Genomic DNA, 17985 nt, shown 5'->3' on the forward strand with positions numbered 1-17985 from the left:
CTAAGAAACCTATGAATGTATGCAGAAAATCTATTCCATAAAATTAGGAATAGATTTTTTGTTTATTTCTACAAACTTGACGTCATGTTGAAACAAAATCCTTCATCTTATCACTAAAGAGATAGTTTTCAATTTTATATGGTAGTCATCTGACTAATTTATTATTTTAGGCAAAAAGATACATATGAAACCGAAAATACATTATCCATTTAATAGAAAAGTTAGTGATTGAAACTTAGTAAAGGAAAATATCGTATATATTAGTTGTATAATAACTTTTATGAAAACATACTGACTTACTAAACGAAACAAATACATTTGCCGGAGGGAACATCTATGGTATTAGCTTTCCTTGGCCTTGGTATCGGATTCTTTTTATTAACGTTAGGCATCTATTTCATTCGGTCGAAGCATGCGTTGAAGACGCCTTTAGCAGGACACGGAGATAGCGTCGACACGGTGGATTCATTCGTACTCAGTATTATTTTGTCGATTGGTGTTATCCTATTTTGTTCGTTGACCGTCAGACATTACGGTTACGTTTGTGTCTTAGGTGGTCTGTTCATTTTATACGCCGTCAGTGCAGATTGGTGAGACCTAAAAGAAGTTAGAAAGCAAGTTAATGGGAGCTCAAATCATGATTCAATTAGTCAAACAAGTCGACGATCATGTGTATCACATCGTCTTTCACCAAGAAGGGCGTACTTTATTCTGCCGGGAAGGAATTGCCCGAAAAGAGCAGGCGATTGATAGCGAGGACATGATGGAAACGAATGAGGAGTCCGCGACGAAGCGGATCGTCTTCAAAAGTCCCTTGCGCGCGTATCGTCAGAAAAAAGCATGGGTACGTGAAAAATTAGACGATGGATACATGCGATCACCTTTTGCTCTGTCTGAAGTGATGGATTTTCGTTCAGATCGACGGATCATAAAGTTGCGCATTTTAAGCGCTTTACTCGTCCTATTGAGTGGATTACTGACGCTGACCGATATCTTACCGATTCCGGGATACATAACACTCGTCGTTCTGATGCTTTTCTGGCCGATGCATCTCGAAGGGAAATCCGCGCATGTTCGCATGTATCGATGGTCAGGAGCACTTTTCATGTTCGCATTAGCCGGCTCATCGAAACACTATTTATCACCGATCAATCTCTCGATTAACGGAGCAGTCTGTCTCATCTCAGGATTCATTCTCCTGTTGTATGCGTCAGAACAATTACAGGAACTTGCGACGAAAGGAATCACATATCATGACGAATCAACAAACGAAGGTGATTGAACTCAAGCGTAATAATGGTCAAACGACCGACTACTGGGTCAGTTACCGGATGGGGCGCACGCTGTATCAGGTATCCGTGCAAGAACAAGCGGATGGTCAAACGGATGAAGGGGAGGTTGTCAAAGAACGTTTTCCGTTCTATTTCGGAATGAAAAAGCGGATGCTCGAGTTAGCAGAAGAGAAAGAAGCACTTGGTTTTAGACTGTTGACCGAAGAGGAAAAAGCAACGCCTGTCATCGAGGAAGAAGAACCGACGCTCGATCCTGCTTTCTTTAAGCCAGCTATTCGTTATGCCTGGTGGATGCTTGGTCTCGGAATCCTCCTGTTTCTCCTGCCTTCACCGATCCTAAACGGACTCGCGTTCGGACTCGGCTTATTCGTCTGGTATGAGACGTTTGGACAAGCCGGAATGCCGCGCAGCTATCAACGGTATTTCCACGGGATGCTTGCTGGATTGACGATTTTACAGGTGTTATCTGCGATTGAGTTGGAACGATTTGCTCAACCGTATTATGCGACGATCTGTGTGATATCAGCAATTGTATTGGTTCTTCTAGTCGTACAGCACCGATTGAAAGAAACCGATCAAATCGGTCAGGAGGAAAGTATTCGGGTTAGGAAAATAAAGGACTATCCGGATGACTTAGATCTTTAAAAACTCATTTGCTCAACTTTCGGAAAACTGGAAGACTTCAGGATGCTGTAAAATATAGGCATCACTTAAATCATTTTAGTCAGTCTATTGTAAGAAACATATGGATGTCATACCAAATGATTAATATATTTTAGAACTGATCTTACTTGTCTGGGCGATTGGTGCACTCGTCATCATCATTACGCAAGCGCGAAACACATTTGGTGTTTATTCCTTTGTGGAGATATTTTTGATTCTTGAGATTTTATTACTTGTTGTTCTTTTGATTGCCAAATGCAAAAAAATAATGGTCTTTTAAGTAGTAAAGGAAGGTCAGTTAACACTCATACATAAAGATTTAGTTAACATAATGAAGTAGGAGACAGTATGATCCGTTTCCTACTTTTTTTGTAATTATGCAATCGATTGCATTCGTATTCTTATTTAACATCCAGGAAAAGGAATTATATTTCTTGCGAAAAACTAGTTTTTATTTCTTAGGATTTATGTAAAAATAGAAAACAATAAACTGAGAGAATTTTTTGAAAAGTGAGCGACCAGATCATTCATCGTTTTGGAATGAGAGAGAGAAGTCCTCATTTTTCGAATTCTAATATCTTATTTTTTGAAAGCCTGGAGGGGAATGTATGAAATTGTTGAAGATGTGGAACCAAATCAGTTTAGTGAAACAAATCGCGATCGGCTTAGTCATTGGTATTATTTTAGCCGTCACGATTCCTGAAGTAGCGAGTTCATTGACCATCTTTGGAACATTATTTGTCTCCTCACTAAAGGCAGTCGCGCCGATTTTGGTCTTTTTCCTAGTCATGGCTTCGATTGTGCAACATAAAAAGGGACAGCAAACAAACATGAAATCAATCATCTTCTTATACCTGCTCGGTACTTTTTTAGCAGGTGCGATTGCGGTCATCGTCAGTTTCTTGTTCCCGGTTTCGATAACATTGACAGAGAGCACAGAAAAGCTGACAGCTCCTGGGAATGCCATCGAAGTCCTGAAGACGCTTGTCTTGAACATGGTTGATAACCCCGTCAATGCATTAGTCCAAGCGAACTACATCGGCATTCTGACATGGGCGATCATCTTAGGATTAGCGCTTAAAAATGCGTCGGATTCAACGAAAACGTTCATCTCGAACTTCTCCGATGCACTTGCGAAAATGGTTGGATGGATTATCAAGCTTGCGCCACTCGGCATTATGGGACTTGTCATCGGTTCGATTACGGAGAACGGTCTCTCGTCTCTTCTTGACTACGTGAGCCTGCTAGGGTTACTGATCGGTACGATGCTTGTCGTTGCACTGATCGTTAATCCATTGATCGTCTATATCAACGTCCGTCAAAATCCGTATCCGCTCGTTTTCAAATGTTTACGCGAAAGCGGCATCACGGCATTCTTTACTCGTAGTTCGGCTGCGAACATTCCGGTCAACATGGAACTATCGAAAAAGCTTGGACTTGATAAAGAGACGTACGGCATCTCAATTCCGCTTGGTGCAACAATTAACATGGCAGGGGCTGCAATCACGATTTCCGTCTTGACGCTTGCTGCGGTAAACACACTCGGTATTCAAGTTGATCTTCCAACAGCCATCATCTTAAGTGTCCTCGCTGCCGTCTGTGCGTGTGGTGCCTCTGGTGTTGCTGGGGGATCGCTTCTCTTGATTCCACTCGCGTGTAGCTTATTCGGGATTCCGAATGACGTTGCGATGCAAGTCGTTGCTGTCGGATTTGTCATCGGTGTGTTACAAGATTCGTTTGAGACAGCATTAAACTCGTCGACAGATGTCTTGTTCACTGCGACAGCTGAATATCGAAAACGGTTGAAAGAAGGCGAACACCTCTCGATTAATCGTCAATCGATGAATGAGGAAGTAGCAGAAAAAGTCGTTAACGGCTGATCAGATTCGCTATTATCTTAATAAGAAAAGGCATCCCAGTTGAGGATGCCTTTTCTTATAGACAACCCTCGTTTCGTGATTGAAATAAGGGGTTTCTACAAGTTGTAATCCATTTAACCTTCTCCTAAAGCAACGTATTTTTTTAATTTCCCTTTAAAACTCACCAAAAGAATTTCATTCCTTTCTTTCGTAGAGTATATGACGGTACCCTTTGAGAGCTTCGTAGCAGTTCCGTTATCAAAATCGTATTGATCAGAACTCATTTTCTTGATTTCTCCGACTTTTTTACTCTTAGTGACTTCTGTTTTCTCTGCCCATTTTACATCTGATTTGTAGATCGTATCATTTAGTTGAAAAATGTCAGCAGTAGAATCTTCTCCTAATACGTCTAGTGCTGTCGGTTTTTCACTTGTATGTTGCATTTTCACTTCATTACTACAAGCAGCTAACGGCCATACAGTTATAATTGAGAGAGCGCATAACAAAACGATTCTTTTCATGACATAACCTCTTTCCCGTTTTTGTATGTTACTCCATGTCGATACATGTAACGTAAATTACTCGCGGTTGCCGTCACATTTGATTCGGACATGGTGCGTATCAGTATCTTTAAAGATTTGTAAGACGGCACTCGTCTCAACGGTTGCACCATCTCTTTCGATTCCGATTAAGCATTGGACATGGCTAAATTGTTTAGCATGTCGACCATTTAACAGCGGACTATCGGCAAATCAGGTCACAGGTTTCTGTTGTTGTTCCATTCGTTTTAAATCCTGTCCGATGTATGCCCATCTGCTCACGAAACAGTCAAAGTGGGGTTCACCTGTAGCGCGAGCGTTTCAGGAAATCGTCTTGGAACAATTCATGAAGTCAGAGTGAATCAATTATCTCGACCCAGACTTGATAATAGATCTCTTGATCGAGGTGGACCGTTGCCGAACGTACACGATAATCTAAGTTTTCCGCTAGATAAAAAGCAAGAATTGATGCGACTTTAAAGTCAGGGGGGCAATAACCGGTGATTGAACGACCATGGATCTCATTCGTGATCGACTCCGCCCAGACTTCGGCTTCACGGAATGTCTCGAACTGAAGCATCTCTTCCTTCCAACGAATCGACATCTTCATGTCCTCCTCTACTGCAGTTAATGTTATTATATGGAATAAATGGTATGTTGTTCAAAGGGGGGACGTCAGACATGAGTCGTTTTGGAATGCATCGGGAAGTAATCAATCCGCCGCTCGGTACTGCCTTCATCGGTTATCACCGAGAAGTCGGTATTGCAAGCATACACGATCCGCTATATGTCACAGCGAGTATCTTTGAAAGCGAGCAGACGACATCGGTCTTCGTCAGCATCGATAACATCGGCATGCTCGTCGCCGATACGGATGTCATCCGTGAAGGAATCGCGGGTCAGCTAGACGTGTCGAAGGAACAGATCACAGTCGTTTACACGCATACGCATTCGGGACCAGCGACAGCAGGAAACGAACCGTTGACCGTCGCCTATAAAACGATTTTGACGCAACAAGCGATTGTATCTGCGGTCAAAGCAAGCGAAGTGATGCAGTTGGTCGAGATTGGTTGGGGTGTGACGACCGGAAAACTCGGCGTCAACCGACGGGAGAAAATAAATGGACAAGCGGTGATGGGAACGGATCCGTCTGGGGTGGCGGATGACCGAATTGGAACATTGTTAATTCGTCGGACCGGTGATGCGGGTCTCGTCGGAGCTTTTGTCTTTTGTACGGCGCATCCGAACGTCTTGAAATCAGACAGTGTCGTCTTATCCGGTGATTATCCGGGAGTCACTCGAACGATACTCGAACAGGCACTCGGCTGCCCGGTCGTGATTGTTCAAGGCGCGACGGGGAACATCAATGCGAAATATCGTGGTGACATAGAGAGTCTTCAAAAAATGGCGTTTACTTTAAGTGGTCATGTCTTGACGACGATTCCAGCTGTGTCGTTTCAACCGTTAACGCACCACCGGATTCAGTCATGCATTCATCCGATGCGCTTAACAGAAGTACCGGCTATGAACGTATTACGAGACATGGCGGATTACGCTGAACAGACATGGGGCGTCAGTGCAGCACGCTGGTTGGCATACGTTCAGGAACGATCGGGAGCAACACTCACCATCCCGCTCGAAGTTCAATTGTTTGAACTAAACGAAGGGTCGTTCTCAGGCATTCCGATGGAGCCGTTCTGTGAGACAGCGCTACAGATAAAGCAAATCCGTCAAACGGAACTCGCTTTTTTCGGGGGCTATACGAACGGTTACATCGGTTATTTGCCAACTGCGGAAGAACATCCGTATGGGGGTTACGAAGTGGCAATCAATCCCGTCGTCTACGGTCCAGTGACTGGGCTTTGGATGCCACCTGTACCGGGAACGGCGAACGACATCGTGCATCGTATCCAACAACTCTATGAAACGAACAACAACCCGGCTTCTCTCCTTTGAGAGACCGGGTTGTCGTGATTAAGATTTGATTTTTTTGATGATCCAAAATAAAGAAAAAACGAGTCCGGTTGTCAGTAAAACGAATAAAAGAAGCAGAATGAGTAAGTTAGACAGTTGTAGCATCTAAGACCTCCATAAATAGGTACAGATAGATTTTCGAACTTTTCGAATAGTAATAGAGTAACATAGTAATTAACAAAATATAGGTAAATAGGTTGTTGTTTTAGATATTTCTTAATATATTTACTTATTATATAAAAATAAGTTATTTTATTACATTTAAAAAAAGAGGGAATAACATGATCATCAAAAGATTTATTCTTAGTTTTGTCATCACTTATTTATTCCTCAGTTTGCTTTTATCCTTTAGCATCGGATATACGATCGATTGGATTCCCGAAGCAACTTTGACTCAAAAGATAAAAGGGTACGTCATTGAAGGGTTCACTCGTTTTAAAATTATAAAGCTTTTGATTGCTACAGGTGGAGGTACTGGGTACAGCCTACTCTACTTAAAACAAAGGGCATCGAGTTTATCAAAGCGTTGATTTCCTTTATTTTGAAACTTTTCTTTGCTTGATTCGTTTATTAGGATGAGAACGAGTCAACGTATTGGGGGAAATAAAAATGAAAAAGACAGTTGGTGCAATCATTTTAGCGAGCGGCATGCTAATACTCGGTGGTTGTGGAACAGCAGCGACACAAACCGATTTATTTAAGCAACAAGGTACATATCTAGGAGATAACAGTAGCGTACGAGACATCGTTCAACAGTTACCACATGGCGATCAGTTAAAGAAAATGGAACTTGCGACGAAAGAAAAGCCGTATCAACTAACGTTACGTTATGCTGGATACGAAGAAGGACAGGTCGAACAAAAAAGCAATCGTACGGCAATCTACAATGCAACAGCACTGTTCACATTGATTCCGAATGTCGACCGTGTCAACATGACGATCGAGGATGCTTCGTATCACTTTAAGAAACAACAGCTGCGCGATTGGTATGGAAAAGACTTTACGACGTACGATAATGAGAAAGCACTGAAGGCGTTCACGAAGCCTTTTATCGAAGATTCGAAGAAAGTAAGCGACTTATTGAACTGAACCGACCGAGCACGCTCTTGAAAAGGAGTGTGCTTTTTTGTTGATTCATTCCCATAAGTTTTAAAAAGTACTTTGCATTACAGAGTAATTCAGTTTATCGTTAAGGAACTGAGACATCCAGAATAAGGAAGGGGTTGTACGAGATGGAAATCGATAAAGAATTATTAAAGGGGCACGTCGACACGATCATCTTGTCGTTGCTGAACGAACAAGACCGATACGGGTATGAAATCGCGAAGACGATCCGGCAAACGTCAGACGAGCAGTTCGAACTGAAAGAGGCGACACTCTATTTGTCACTCAAACGCCTTGAGAAAAAAGGATTCGTCATATCCTATTGGAGTGACGAAGCAGCGGGCGGCGGACGACGTAAATATTATGCGCTGACGACTGAAGGAAAAATCCTTCTTGCGAAAAAACGACTTGAATGGCGTTTTCTAAAGCAGCTACTCCCGAAGTTTCTTGAAGAGGGAGACGGCGCGCTTGAATAAACTCGATCATTTTGTCCATGACTTGTATCAAGATGCGGATGTGACGGATCCGGAAATCATCGACGTCATGGAAGAGACGCGAAGTCATCTTGAACAATCGGTGCGAGACTTGATGATTCAAGGTTATTCGGAAGAAGAAGCGACGAAGCTTGCCATGTATCGTTACGGTAGTAAGGAGCATGTCGATCAGCTCTTGACGTGGGTCTATCGAAAAGAGCGGACGTTCGCTTCGTGGTTGCTCCGCATCGGAATCAGCATCGCCGCTGCAACGATAGTGTTTTTTATCGGCACGATGATGTTGAGCCAGCATCAGTCGCTCGCCTATGCGGATGCCTTTTATGGCAATGAACGTTCGATTGAATCTTACGAACGCATTTTAGAAGAGCATCTGTTACTAATATCGATTTCCGGACAAGACGTTTCGTCCTCGCGTGACTTCACGGTTCACCGATCGATTTGGTTACCGGAGCTGTTCACTTCGCATGGCATGTATCTGATTGACGAACAGCACCTGACAACGACGGAAAGTTTCGATGTTACGAAATTCGGTGCTGTGCTTGCGCTAGTCGGCTTGACGATTTATCTCGTGACATCAATCATTTGGAGCGTCATCAAGCTTTATCATGCAGGACGATTGCATCTATTAAGTATCGTCTCAGTCGTATTCTTTAATGTACTGGGTTATTGGTTTTGGGCATTACGAAAATAGGAGGGGTCATATGTCGCAACAAATTAAGCTGATTTGGTCACAAGCATTCACGGTGAAGCAATGTGTACTCTATCTTTTGATCATCCTCGGTTTACCAACTCTTCAGTTCAGTTTCATTTATAAGAGTTACCAGTTCTTCCTACCGACAGAAGTATTCGAAGAGACGCTATCAGGAACGATCCCGATGCTGTTTCCGATACTTGCAGTCTTGATTTTCTTGCCGATCTTCATCGCTGAATACAAGGATAACTATCTGACATACGTTCGAACGCGTGCCAGTCTAAAGGATTATCTATTTGCGGTCGGTTTCGTCAATGTGATGCTGACAGGATTTGTGTTCTTTTTAATGACAATCGTCACGTTCGTCCTCATTCGTTATGTCGAACCGTTTTTCGGTCTAGTCAATTACGCGCCGCTAAGCGAAAAGACGCATGACGTAACGAATGCATTTTCATTCTTGGTGGACATTCACCCGTTACTCTATGCCGTTCTTTACGCCGCTTGGATTGGACTCAACGGAGCAGTGTACGCGACACTTGCTTACCTGTTGATCTTATCGCTCGAACAAGTCTATCTCGCAATTTCATTACCGTTCTTCGCCTACCATATCTTTAACTTCGTCGCTGGTATGATGCAAGCTCCACAATTCTCACCTATCAGTACGGTCTTTCCGTTTAACATCACGGAGCAGCCGCTTTGGACAGTGTTCGTACCGTTTACTGTTTTAATCGTTGTTAACTTCACGCTCTACCTGACGATGATTCGACCGAAACCGGAGTGGATCTTTCAGTCATGATGAAGACACGGAATATTTTGATTGTACTGAAGAGTTTATTCATCCTCGTGATCAGTTACGTCGCATGGTATAGACGGCAAGAAGTATTGACGAAGGCGCAGGAGTTCGGCAGAAACGTCAACGCGTGGGACATCACGTTTGCGATTCAAAATGATATGTACCTGTTACTCTTTTTCCTGATGCCGTTACTCTTGTTCCTCTCGTTTCGAATGATTGAACAGCAATATGAACCGTCGATTTTGATTCGGGTCGGCTCATTTCGGAACTGGCTATACTACTCGACAAAATGGTATTTACGTGCCGTCCTACCCTTGTTCGGATGCGTCTTGCTACTGAGTCTTCTTAGTGCCAGCGATCAATCGTTTACGTTGCAATGGAGTACATACAGTCAAATCTCGACTAGTGGCAACATAAGTCATCATCTCAGCGCGACTTTTCGCTCACCACTGTCAGTGATTTTTTTACAACCGATTCTTTGGTTGCTTGCGAGCATTATGTTACATGGGTTCATGTGTCTTGCGTTTCTATTGCATGAAAAGCATAAGGGCTTGTTGCTACAGGCGACAGTGGTAGTGATTTGGTGTATCTTCAGTTTTAAATCATCGTTTGGAGTAGGAGAGTTCTTTTCAGCCGCCGCGTATTTCTCTGTCGGGGCTGTATCCAATAGAATGCATCCTTGGATGGCACTCATCGTCCTCAGTATTGCGATTGCGCTGATCTATCTATCGGTCCAATGGATGCGACCGCTTCGTCAGCTACTGACTTCACGAAAGGAGTTCGTACCGTATCTCACCTATGCGATGATTGCCAGTCTGTATATCTTCCTCAGTAGTAACCGAGCGTCGACTGAGCTACAAACGATCGGTGATCTCTTCGTCGTCGCATTTTACGGTGTCAATGCAATGGACAGTTCGTTTCTTCAACTCATGTCGTATCTGATTCTTTTTTTCGGACTTGCTTATTTAAGTCAATTGCGTCTGCAAAATCAAATGACGGCAATCGGACCATACACGTGGATGCGTTACCAACGGCTCGAGAAATGGGCGTTTCACGTCTTCGTAAGGGAAGGACGTTTCTATCTACTTGCCCTCGCGTTTCTAATCATCGGAACAACAGGTATCGGAATATTGCAAGGGTTATCGTTGTCACTTTCGACTAGTCTCTTATCGATTTCGTCGATGCAATTGCTTCTACAACTGATCGGTATCTCGATGCTTCAACTGATGCTTTATTCGCTTTTGAGCTTCATCTTACTGTGGCAATTTCCGGACGGTTACGCGATGCTCGGGTTGTTTGGTGTCTTATCCGTCTTCTTGTTGCCAAACTTCAATCAATACGGAATCTTTCCGTCCGGACTGAACGGATTCGCTCAGCTTCAGTCGTTCAGTCTGACACATCTATTGTTCGTCTTGCTGATCTATCTTGGGCTTTCACTTGTCTGGTTATACTTTCTGTTTCAAAAAAGCATTCGTATATAAGGAGGACGTTTCGTGGAAATGATTAAACTAGAGCAGGTCACGAAAGGGTATCAAGGCAACCCCTTGTTCGAAGATATCGATTTGACGATTCAAAAAGGAGATATCGTCGGCATCACTGGACCAAACGGTTCAGGGAAATCGGTCTTGTTCAAGATGATTTGCGGCTTCATTCATCCGGACGCGGGAACGATCACAGTTCGAAATGAACAGCTCGGTCAGACGCGACGCTTTCCGGAAAACGTCGGTGTCATCATCGATCGACCGGGCTATATCGCCCATAAATCAGGATTTGAGAACTTAAAACAACTCGCAGCAATCCGGAAAGTGGTCACCGATGCCGAGATTGAACAGGCGATGCGGACCGTCGGCTTACAGCCCGGTAATCGGCAGAAGGTCAAACAGTATTCGCTCGGGATGAAACAAAAGCTCGCGATTGCCCAAGCCATTATGGAAAAGCAGGACATCTTGATTTTGGATGAGGCATTCAATGGGCTCGATCACGATAGTGTCCTGCGTCTGCGAGAACTATTATTGTCCTTCAAAAAAGAAGGGAAGACGATCATCTTGACGAGTCATAATCAACAAGACATCGATGCGCTTTGCGACTCCGTCTACCGCATCAATCAAGGTCGGATTGAACAGGTCGGCTAACATAAACAGGGAGTGGATCAACGGATCCACTCCCTGTTGCTGTACGATAGATTATTTTCCCGGCTTCGTCTTATAGAAGCTGTAGAAGACACTGATCAGGATGACGAGGACGATCGTACCGAGCGACATCCAGATTGGCATTTTGTAGACGTCACTGAAAATCATCTTCGCTCCGATGAAGACGAGCATGAAGCTTAAACCGTGTTTCAAGTAGTAGAAACGATCAATCAAGTTCGCGAGGACGAAGTAGAGACTACGAAGTCCAAGGATTGCCATGATGTTCGCATAGAAGATGATGAACGGATCACGTGAGTACGCGAAGCTTGCAGCGACTGAGTCGACGGCGAAGACGATATCTGATACTTCGATGAAGAGTAGGGTGATCAAGAGAGGCGTGAAGAACAACTTCCCATCAATTCGTTTTGCGAACTTACCAGACGAGATGTCTTGTGTGATCGGTAAACGTTTCTCTAACCAACGAATCGTTTTGTTGTCTTCGAGCGACGTCTCTTGACCGATGTTCTTGTACATCATCCAGCCTGTGTAGACGAGGAACGCTCCGAAGATGTAGTACACCCAAGCGAAGTTCTCAAGTAGCGAGACACCAGCGACGATGAAGATGACGCGGAAGAAGATTGCACCGAGAATACCCCAGAACAAGACTTTGTGCTGGTACTTCAATGGAATTGCGAAGTACGCGAAGACGAGTGAGAAGACGAAGACGTTATCAATCGCGAGAGCCTTCTCGATGAAGTACACACTCGTATATTCGACAGCAGCGGCGCTACCTTGATCAATATAGAGCCAGCCTCCGAAGGCGACAGCGATCGCGATCCAAACGAACGTCCACGTCCACGCCTCCCGAAGCGAAACTTCATGTGCCTTGCGATGAAAGACTCCAAGGTCAAGGGCGAGCATGATGAAAACGATGGCTAGAAAAGCAATGAGTAGTGTCAACAGCGCTTCCTCCTTTAAAGTAATTTGTTTTCTTGAATTTATTATAAGTTCATAAGAACTCGAAAGTAAAGGGGTAAGTGTGCTCTTTTTTGAAATTGTGAACAAAATCCGCCAAAGGCACTGCTCATGCGAACAGTGCCTTTGGCGGATTACGTGAGTGGTAGAGAATGCAGTTCAACATACAGAGCGAGCGTATCGATGATTGTAGCAGATCTTATCGTACACTCATGCGATCGTTAAACATGAAAATCTTCTTTTACTGCTGTTCGAGACGACGTGAGACACCAGTCAAGATGACGGCAAGAATGACCATGATAGCGCCGACCCATGGCGTGTGGACAAGTCCGATCGTATCGGTGACAAGACCACCGATCGTTGCGCCGAGTGCGATGCCGATGTTGAAGGCTGCGATATTTAAGGCAGAGGCGACATCGACTGCTGCTGGGACATATTTTTCAGCCAATTGGACGATATAGAGCTGGAGTCCAGGGACGTTCATGAAGGCAAGAAGCCCCATTAAGATGATACCGATGATGCCAGCGACCTTGAACGGAATCATGAACGAGAGCGCAATCATGACAATGGCATGGATGATGAACATATAAAACAATGCTTTAATCGGGTTACCGTTTGCAAGTTTTCCGCCGACCGTGTTCCCGATCGCAACCGCAATCCCGTAGACGAGCAGAATGATACTGAGTAAGCTTGGACTAATTTTCGTGACGTCCTGCATGATCGGCGTTAAATACGTAAAGGCAACGAACGTCCCACCGTAACCAAGAGCAGTGATTAAGAAGCCGAGCATCAAGCGTCCGTTCGTCAACAGTTTGAACATGTCGGAGAACTTCGCAGGTGGTGATTGTTTCAAGTCTTTTGGAATCAAGAAGAAGCTTGCGATGATCGCGATGATTCCGAGTGCAGCAACCGCAAAGAACGTCGCGCGCCAGCCGAACGATTGACCAATGAATGTACCAAGCGGGACACCCGTGACGGTCGCGACCGTCAGACCGGTAAACATCAAGGCGATGGCACTTGCTTTTTTATGCTCCGGTACGAGCTGGACAGCAATCGTCGCACCAATCGAGAAGAAGACACCGTGCGAGAACGCCGTGATGAAACGGGCGACGATCAACAATTCAAACGTCGGTGAGATGGCGGAGATCAGGTTACCGGCGATGAAGACGACCATCAACGCCATCAGTAACGTTTTCCGGTTCATCCGGTTCGTTAGTGCCGTCAAAATCGGTGCTCCGACGGCGACACCGATTGCGTAACCAGAGATGATGAGACCAGCGAGTGTGATACCGATATTCAAGTCACCAGCGATTGCTGCGAGCAGTCCGACAGGAACGAATTCCGTCGTACCGATCCCAAAGGCGCTGATTGCTAAGGCAAGTAGGGCAAGTCCGCCGTTTCTTGGAGCCTGTTCCTCCTGTACCTGTTGATTTAATTGATTCATGGGGATTCCTCCTAAAATGATTTCAGTAGGGATCGTGTCCGGTGGGCCCGACTAAACATGATCCGCTTGACATGACCCCAGCATAACGGGGGTTGTTCCTTTCGGAAAGTACGTACTTTAAAGTGCGATAGGCACTAAAAAGTACCCTACTCGTTCTTTTGGATGCAAGGTCTAAAAGGAGATTGTACTTTCCGTTGACAATTGCTATCATATAGCCAGCCAATCCGCTTGGGAAGTACGCACTTTCAAGTACGATAGGCACTAAAAAGTGCCTATGTTCTCAACGGAATCTCGAAAGGATGGATCGCACATGCCATACAATATCCCGGTCGAAGCAACACTAGAAGTCATCGGTGGAAAGTGGAAGGTCGTCATCATGTGTCATTTAATCAAAGGCGAGCGCCGGACGAATGAGCTTCGTAAGCTGATGCCGACGATCACGCAAAAGATGCTGACGCAACAATTACGGGAGTTAGAAGAAGACGGTGTCATCATCCGGACGGTCTTTGAACAAGTCCCACCAAAAGTCGTCTACTCGTTATCCGAGTACGGCTGGTCGCTGAAGCCGATTCTTGACGCGATGTGTGCATGGGGTGAAGGACATATCAATTTGACAGGCGGAGAGGTTGTTTCGTCTTAATCGCCAGAAAAAAGGTTCGACATTATGGTCGATCCTTTTTTTGCGCTCAAATTGTCTGGAAATAAATAAGTTGTACAGTAAGTGATCATTAGAAAAATCTTTTATTATATTTATTCCATCAACTGTGAAAAATCCTTAAATTTTTTGGGCGGTTTTTATCAGATATCAATAAAACAAGTCAATAAAGTACTAGTATTGAGAAATCCCTTGATAAGAAAGTCATGAATACAACATGATTGATTTGAGTCTATAGGGCGGGTTCCTGATTTTGGAATATTTGTTACGATCAAGTGGAAGAAAGTTTTAATTTTCTCTTTCAAGAACTAATGCCATGTTTCATCAGAGTGAATGACTTTCTATCTTGACAGAGAAAGGAGGAGTTCGGATGTCTGCTATGTTCGTGTCGTATCAATTATCTTTGGAAGAAAAGTTCTTCAACATGATCGAAAACAAATGGTTCTGGATGGTTTTCGCTCTTGTCATTTTAGTAGGAGTATTTGCATATGCGTTCTATTGCACAAGTCGAGGTTACAGCTTTAATGGAAACGTGAAATTAAACTGGCCAAAGTTCTGGCAAATGGGAATTGGCTGTAAAGCCTCGTAACGTACTTAACTGGCGGGGGCTCGTAGAGCTCCCGCTTCTTTCAGGAGGTAGAAACATGATTGAAATCGATGATTTGACAAAATCATTTAAAAAGAATCGCGTTATCGATGCGTTATCAGCATCATTTTCTTCAACGGGTGTCTCTGTCATAGTTGGAACAAATGGCAGTGGAAAGACGACACTATTGAATATGTTGACGAATTTGCTAGAAGCTGACGGTGGCGGCATTCGAATTGATGGTATTCCACCTGGTAGTCAGGCATACAAATCTAAATTTTTCTATCTTCCTTCTGACTTTTATTTACCAGGCTACATGACTGGTAAGGAATATGTACAGTTCGTTTTAAGTCGATATGAGACAAGTGAAGAGGATAAAGCTCCTCTTTTAATGGACTTACTCGATTTGGCGGACGGTCAAAATAAAACCATTGAGTCGTATTCCTTTGGTATGAAGAAAAAAATTCAAATTGTCGCAGCCATTGCTGCCAATACTGACTATATAATTGCTGATGAAATTTTCGGCGGACTTGATTTTGATACGTCTTTGCTCGTTCAGGAACTGTTTGCAACAGTCAGCACGACGAAAAAAGTGATTATCGTCTCTCATGAACGAAATACGATTGATCGTTTTCCCGAAGATATACGACTTATGAGACAAGGTTCACTTGTCAATTTTGAAGGAACTCCAGAGGAATTGACGGATGTTATTAAACAAGAGGAGGTCTTACGTGAAAAGCTCGACATCGTCAGCAAACATTTTATGTCTACTGAAATTCTTCTTTAATGATACGTTTCATGGACTTTTCAATCGTCCTTTTTTTAAAAGTCGGATGAATCGGTACGTGTTAGGTATTCTTCTAATGGGTCTCTATCTTGGATACTTTTATCTAAACATGGTTCAGCTCTCCACCCTATCGAATAATGCAGTGGAAGCAGATGAGACAACACGATTGCTGGCAGGGAAGATGACGCTCAGCAGTTATTTTAATGTCGTCTTTATTTTAGGTACCTTTATGTTCGTTTTAATTAATGGAACCGTCTCATTGAATCGGAACTCTTTATTTTTTGCGAAGACACTTCCATTCTCAGAAAGAGAAGTCAATATCAGCCAGCGATTATTTAAACTCTCTGTTGCCCTAGTCTTTTTCGAATTACTGATGATCATTGTTGCACCAGCACTGAAACTAATTCCTATGCGCTTGGGAACGGCACTGCTTGTTTTACTAACACTCCATACTGTATTCATCAGTAGCTTTTGGTTATTGGATTGTCTCCATGCAGCAGTATTGCATCGTTTATCAGGTATGAAGCGTACTATTTTCAGTTTCATTCTTGATCTAGTATTAGTGGGTCTCGTGACACTTCATTTATTAAAAACACGATTTCAGGTTGATGTATGGGTTAGTACGTTACCGTATTCGATTTTAACGATCACGCTAGTTATGTTGATGACGAGTCTTGTCGTTGGCACGATTGCCTATACTCTTCATGCAGTTTTCTTTGCTCGAAACCATTTGTATGTCCGGCAGAATTACTTCAAGTTAGGATTGCCTGCTTTCAATATTGGTTTAGCGACTACTATGCCTGCAATCATCCGAAGTAAAAACTTTCTGTACTTTTGGGCATTACTTGGTGTGATGTCAATCGGAGCATGGTACCAAGTCGGGTGGGGGGGGACTTTTCAACTCTGGTTGTTCTTATTGCCGATACTTGGAGTAGTGACGATTACATATGCAGACGCAACATTAGCAGTTAGAAAGTTGTACGGACTGTACCGGATCCATCCCTTGATGGAACTCATGTCACTCCTTGCTGTCGCCATCATCTTGATGGCACCTGCACTATATGTCGGTATCATTGAGACAAACAGTCTGAATCCATATATGTATGGAATCAATATCTTTTTCGCGGCTACAATTGCAGGATTTTTATTTCCGAAATCTCAAAGTAATATCAATGAGACGATTGCATCCGTGTTGACGATCATTTTGATTGTCTTACTGTCTGTACTCGTCAGTATCGATGGGGCATTGTATCCGACATTAGCGATCTTACTTGGTGTTTTATATCTCATCTTAAAGAAAGAATACGAGGTGGCAAAATGAAAATCACGAAATTAATTGGTGTTGGTACTGTTTTGTGGGCAATTATTTTTTTAGTCGATTATATATATGAATTGTTTCAAATCAATGAAACGAGTGTCGTGACGACGATGACAGGATTAAAAATTACAACGGTAATGACAAAAGAAGAATTGAATACACACTTCGCATTGACACTTCAAGCGCTTGTTCTCTATTTGGTATTTATCGTTTTATTCACATTGTTTGGTGTCTTCTTACAGAAGCGGCGAACGTTAGCGCGTCATGACAGCTGAGACAGTTCTGCATCTTATCAGCTATATTCTTCTGATTTTCATTGTCGTAGCGATACACGAAATGATCCATTTATTGTTCGCATGGGTGTTTCGACGGCGACCGACAGTGAAACTCGATCGATTTTTAACGCCAATCGTCCGCTATGAGAATAATCAGAATGACTGGCAAAATTTAATCATTGCTGCTTCTGCACCTGCGATTTTATTTTCGTTCGGTATTTGGATAGAAGGAGATGGCGGTGGATGGGTCTTAGTTAAAATTTTATGTTTATCAAATGTATTTAATTTTTTCCCGGTGACAACAGACGGCCAGATGATCCTGTTATCCTGCTTAAGAATGATTAGAAAAGAACAGCGCAGAAATGACGCTCTGTAATATTTGTGCATTTCCATGTAAATAACCCCTC

General features: G+C 43.4%; 22 protein-coding genes. 18 read left to right on the forward strand and 4 right to left on the reverse strand.

All coding sequences use genetic code 11. The features are described 5' to 3' along the window. Positions 1 to 336: 336 nt before the first annotated feature. The 4 genes from B3S86_RS05225 to sstT all read left to right on the forward strand — a co-directional run bounded on the left by B3S86_RS05225 (position 337) and on the right by sstT (position 3835). Entirely contained in the window at positions 337 to 594 is a 258-nt protein-coding gene (locus B3S86_RS05225; protein WP_290749913.1) for a hypothetical protein, read from the forward strand. 43 nt (positions 595 to 637) lie between these two features. Next, complete coding sequence (locus B3S86_RS05230; RefSeq protein ID WP_290749915.1) at positions 638 to 1282, forward strand: hypothetical protein; 645 nt, start codon at positions 638 to 640, stop codon at positions 1280 to 1282. Beyond that, a complete protein-coding gene (locus B3S86_RS05235; protein WP_290749920.1) occupies positions 1254 to 1937 on the forward strand; it encodes a hypothetical protein in 684 nt (227 codons plus the stop codon). The genes B3S86_RS05230 and B3S86_RS05235 overlap by 29 nt, the downstream gene beginning before the upstream one ends. 626 nt (positions 1938 to 2563) lie before the next feature. Further along, complete coding sequence (sstT, locus tag B3S86_RS05240) at positions 2564 to 3835, forward strand: serine/threonine transporter SstT (RefSeq protein ID WP_035408270.1); 1272 nt, start codon at positions 2564 to 2566, stop codon at positions 3833 to 3835. A 113-nt stretch (positions 3836 to 3948) separates the two neighbouring features. On the opposite strand, the gene B3S86_RS05245 is transcribed toward sstT, so the two are convergent. Then, positions 3949 to 4335 (reverse strand): hypothetical protein, encoded by a 387-nt coding sequence (locus B3S86_RS05245; protein WP_290749925.1) that lies wholly within the window; start codon positions 4333 to 4335, stop codon positions 3949 to 3951. 370 nt (positions 4336 to 4705) lie between these two features. After that, entirely contained in the window at positions 4706 to 4957 is a 252-nt protein-coding gene (locus tag B3S86_RS05250; RefSeq protein ID WP_414651166.1) for a hypothetical protein, read from the reverse strand. Positions 4958 to 5034: 77 nt separating this feature from the next. Between B3S86_RS05250 and B3S86_RS05255 the strand changes: the two genes are divergently transcribed. The 8 genes from B3S86_RS05255 to B3S86_RS05290 all read left to right on the forward strand — a co-directional run bounded on the left by B3S86_RS05255 (position 5035) and on the right by B3S86_RS05290 (position 11541). Continuing rightward, the gene (locus tag B3S86_RS05255) at positions 5035 to 6309 is read left to right on the forward strand and encodes an alkaline ceramidase (RefSeq protein WP_290749927.1); all 1275 of its coding nucleotides are present in this window, start codon (positions 5035 to 5037) and stop codon (positions 6307 to 6309) included. Between the two features lie 299 nt (positions 6310 to 6608). Continuing rightward, positions 6609 to 6857, forward strand: a complete 249-nt coding sequence (locus B3S86_RS05260; protein WP_290749930.1) for a hypothetical protein — start codon at positions 6609 to 6611, stop codon at positions 6855 to 6857. 79 nt (positions 6858 to 6936) lie between these two features. Next, positions 6937 to 7416, forward strand: a complete 480-nt coding sequence (locus B3S86_RS05265) for a DUF4825 domain-containing protein (protein WP_290749933.1) — start codon at positions 6937 to 6939, stop codon at positions 7414 to 7416. A gap of 143 nt (positions 7417 to 7559) precedes the next feature. After that, entirely contained in the window at positions 7560 to 7907 is a 348-nt protein-coding gene (locus B3S86_RS05270) for a PadR family transcriptional regulator (protein WP_290749936.1), read from the forward strand. After that, positions 7900 to 8616 (forward strand): hypothetical protein, encoded by a 717-nt coding sequence (locus B3S86_RS05275; RefSeq protein ID WP_290749940.1) that lies wholly within the window; start codon positions 7900 to 7902, stop codon positions 8614 to 8616. Before B3S86_RS05270 ends, B3S86_RS05275 begins: the two co-directional genes overlap by 8 nt. Before the next feature lie 10 nt (positions 8617 to 8626). Next, a complete protein-coding gene (locus B3S86_RS05280) occupies positions 8627 to 9412 on the forward strand; it encodes an ABC transporter permease (RefSeq protein WP_290749942.1) in 786 nt (261 codons plus the stop codon). Further along, on the forward strand, positions 9409 to 10890 hold the full coding sequence (locus tag B3S86_RS05285; protein WP_290749945.1) for a hypothetical protein: 1482 nt from the start codon (positions 9409 to 9411) through the stop codon (positions 10888 to 10890). Before B3S86_RS05280 ends, B3S86_RS05285 begins: the two co-directional genes overlap by 4 nt. Positions 10891 to 10908: 18 nt before the next feature. Beyond that, on the forward strand, positions 10909 to 11541 hold the full coding sequence (locus B3S86_RS05290; protein ID WP_375092144.1) for an ATP-binding cassette domain-containing protein: 633 nt from the start codon (positions 10909 to 10911) through the stop codon (positions 11539 to 11541). 51 nt (positions 11542 to 11592) lie between these two features. Here the strand turns inward: B3S86_RS05290 and B3S86_RS05295 are convergent, their stop codons facing one another. Together B3S86_RS05295 and B3S86_RS05300 are read right to left on the reverse strand one after the other, a co-directional pair. Then, positions 11593 to 12498 carry a TerC family protein gene (locus tag B3S86_RS05295; protein ID WP_290749952.1) on the reverse strand — a complete coding sequence of 302 codons (906 nt, stop codon included), beginning with the start codon at positions 12496 to 12498 and terminating at the stop codon, positions 11593 to 11595. A gap of 256 nt (positions 12499 to 12754) precedes the next feature. Beyond that, the gene (locus tag B3S86_RS05300) at positions 12755 to 13957 is read right to left on the reverse strand and encodes an MFS transporter (protein WP_290749955.1); all 1203 of its coding nucleotides are present in this window, start codon (positions 13955 to 13957) and stop codon (positions 12755 to 12757) included. Between the two features lie 310 nt (positions 13958 to 14267). Here B3S86_RS05300 and B3S86_RS05305 point away from each other — a divergent pair, with 310 nt between their 5' ends. From B3S86_RS05305 to B3S86_RS15400, 6 genes are all read left to right on the forward strand, one after another. Next, positions 14268 to 14597: a winged helix-turn-helix transcriptional regulator gene (locus B3S86_RS05305; protein ID WP_056061015.1), complete on the forward strand. Its 330-nt coding sequence runs from the start codon at positions 14268 to 14270 to the stop codon at positions 14595 to 14597. A 385-nt stretch (positions 14598 to 14982) separates the two neighbouring features. Then, the gene (locus B3S86_RS05310) at positions 14983 to 15201 is read left to right on the forward strand and encodes a hypothetical protein (RefSeq protein ID WP_035408256.1); all 219 of its coding nucleotides are present in this window, start codon (positions 14983 to 14985) and stop codon (positions 15199 to 15201) included. A 55-nt stretch (positions 15202 to 15256) separates the two neighbouring features. Further along, the gene (locus B3S86_RS05315) at positions 15257 to 15985 is read left to right on the forward strand and encodes an ATP-binding cassette domain-containing protein (RefSeq protein WP_290749962.1); all 729 of its coding nucleotides are present in this window, start codon (positions 15257 to 15259) and stop codon (positions 15983 to 15985) included. 58 nt (positions 15986 to 16043) lie between these two features. Further along, a complete protein-coding gene (locus B3S86_RS05320; RefSeq protein ID WP_290749965.1) occupies positions 16044 to 17306 on the forward strand; it encodes a hypothetical protein in 1263 nt (420 codons plus the stop codon). Then, positions 17303 to 17578, forward strand: a complete 276-nt coding sequence (locus B3S86_RS05325; RefSeq protein ID WP_035408250.1) for a hypothetical protein — start codon at positions 17303 to 17305, stop codon at positions 17576 to 17578. The genes B3S86_RS05320 and B3S86_RS05325 overlap by 4 nt, the downstream gene beginning before the upstream one ends. A 61-nt stretch (positions 17579 to 17639) precedes the next feature. After that, entirely contained in the window at positions 17640 to 17954 is a 315-nt protein-coding gene (locus B3S86_RS15400; RefSeq protein WP_414651177.1) for a hypothetical protein, read from the forward strand. Positions 17955 to 17985 lie beyond the last annotated feature (31 nt).

This window comes from Exiguobacterium sp. UBA3968 (assembly GCF_002385115.1).
Lineage (GTDB): Bacteria > Bacillota > Bacilli > Exiguobacteriales > Exiguobacteriaceae > Exiguobacterium_A.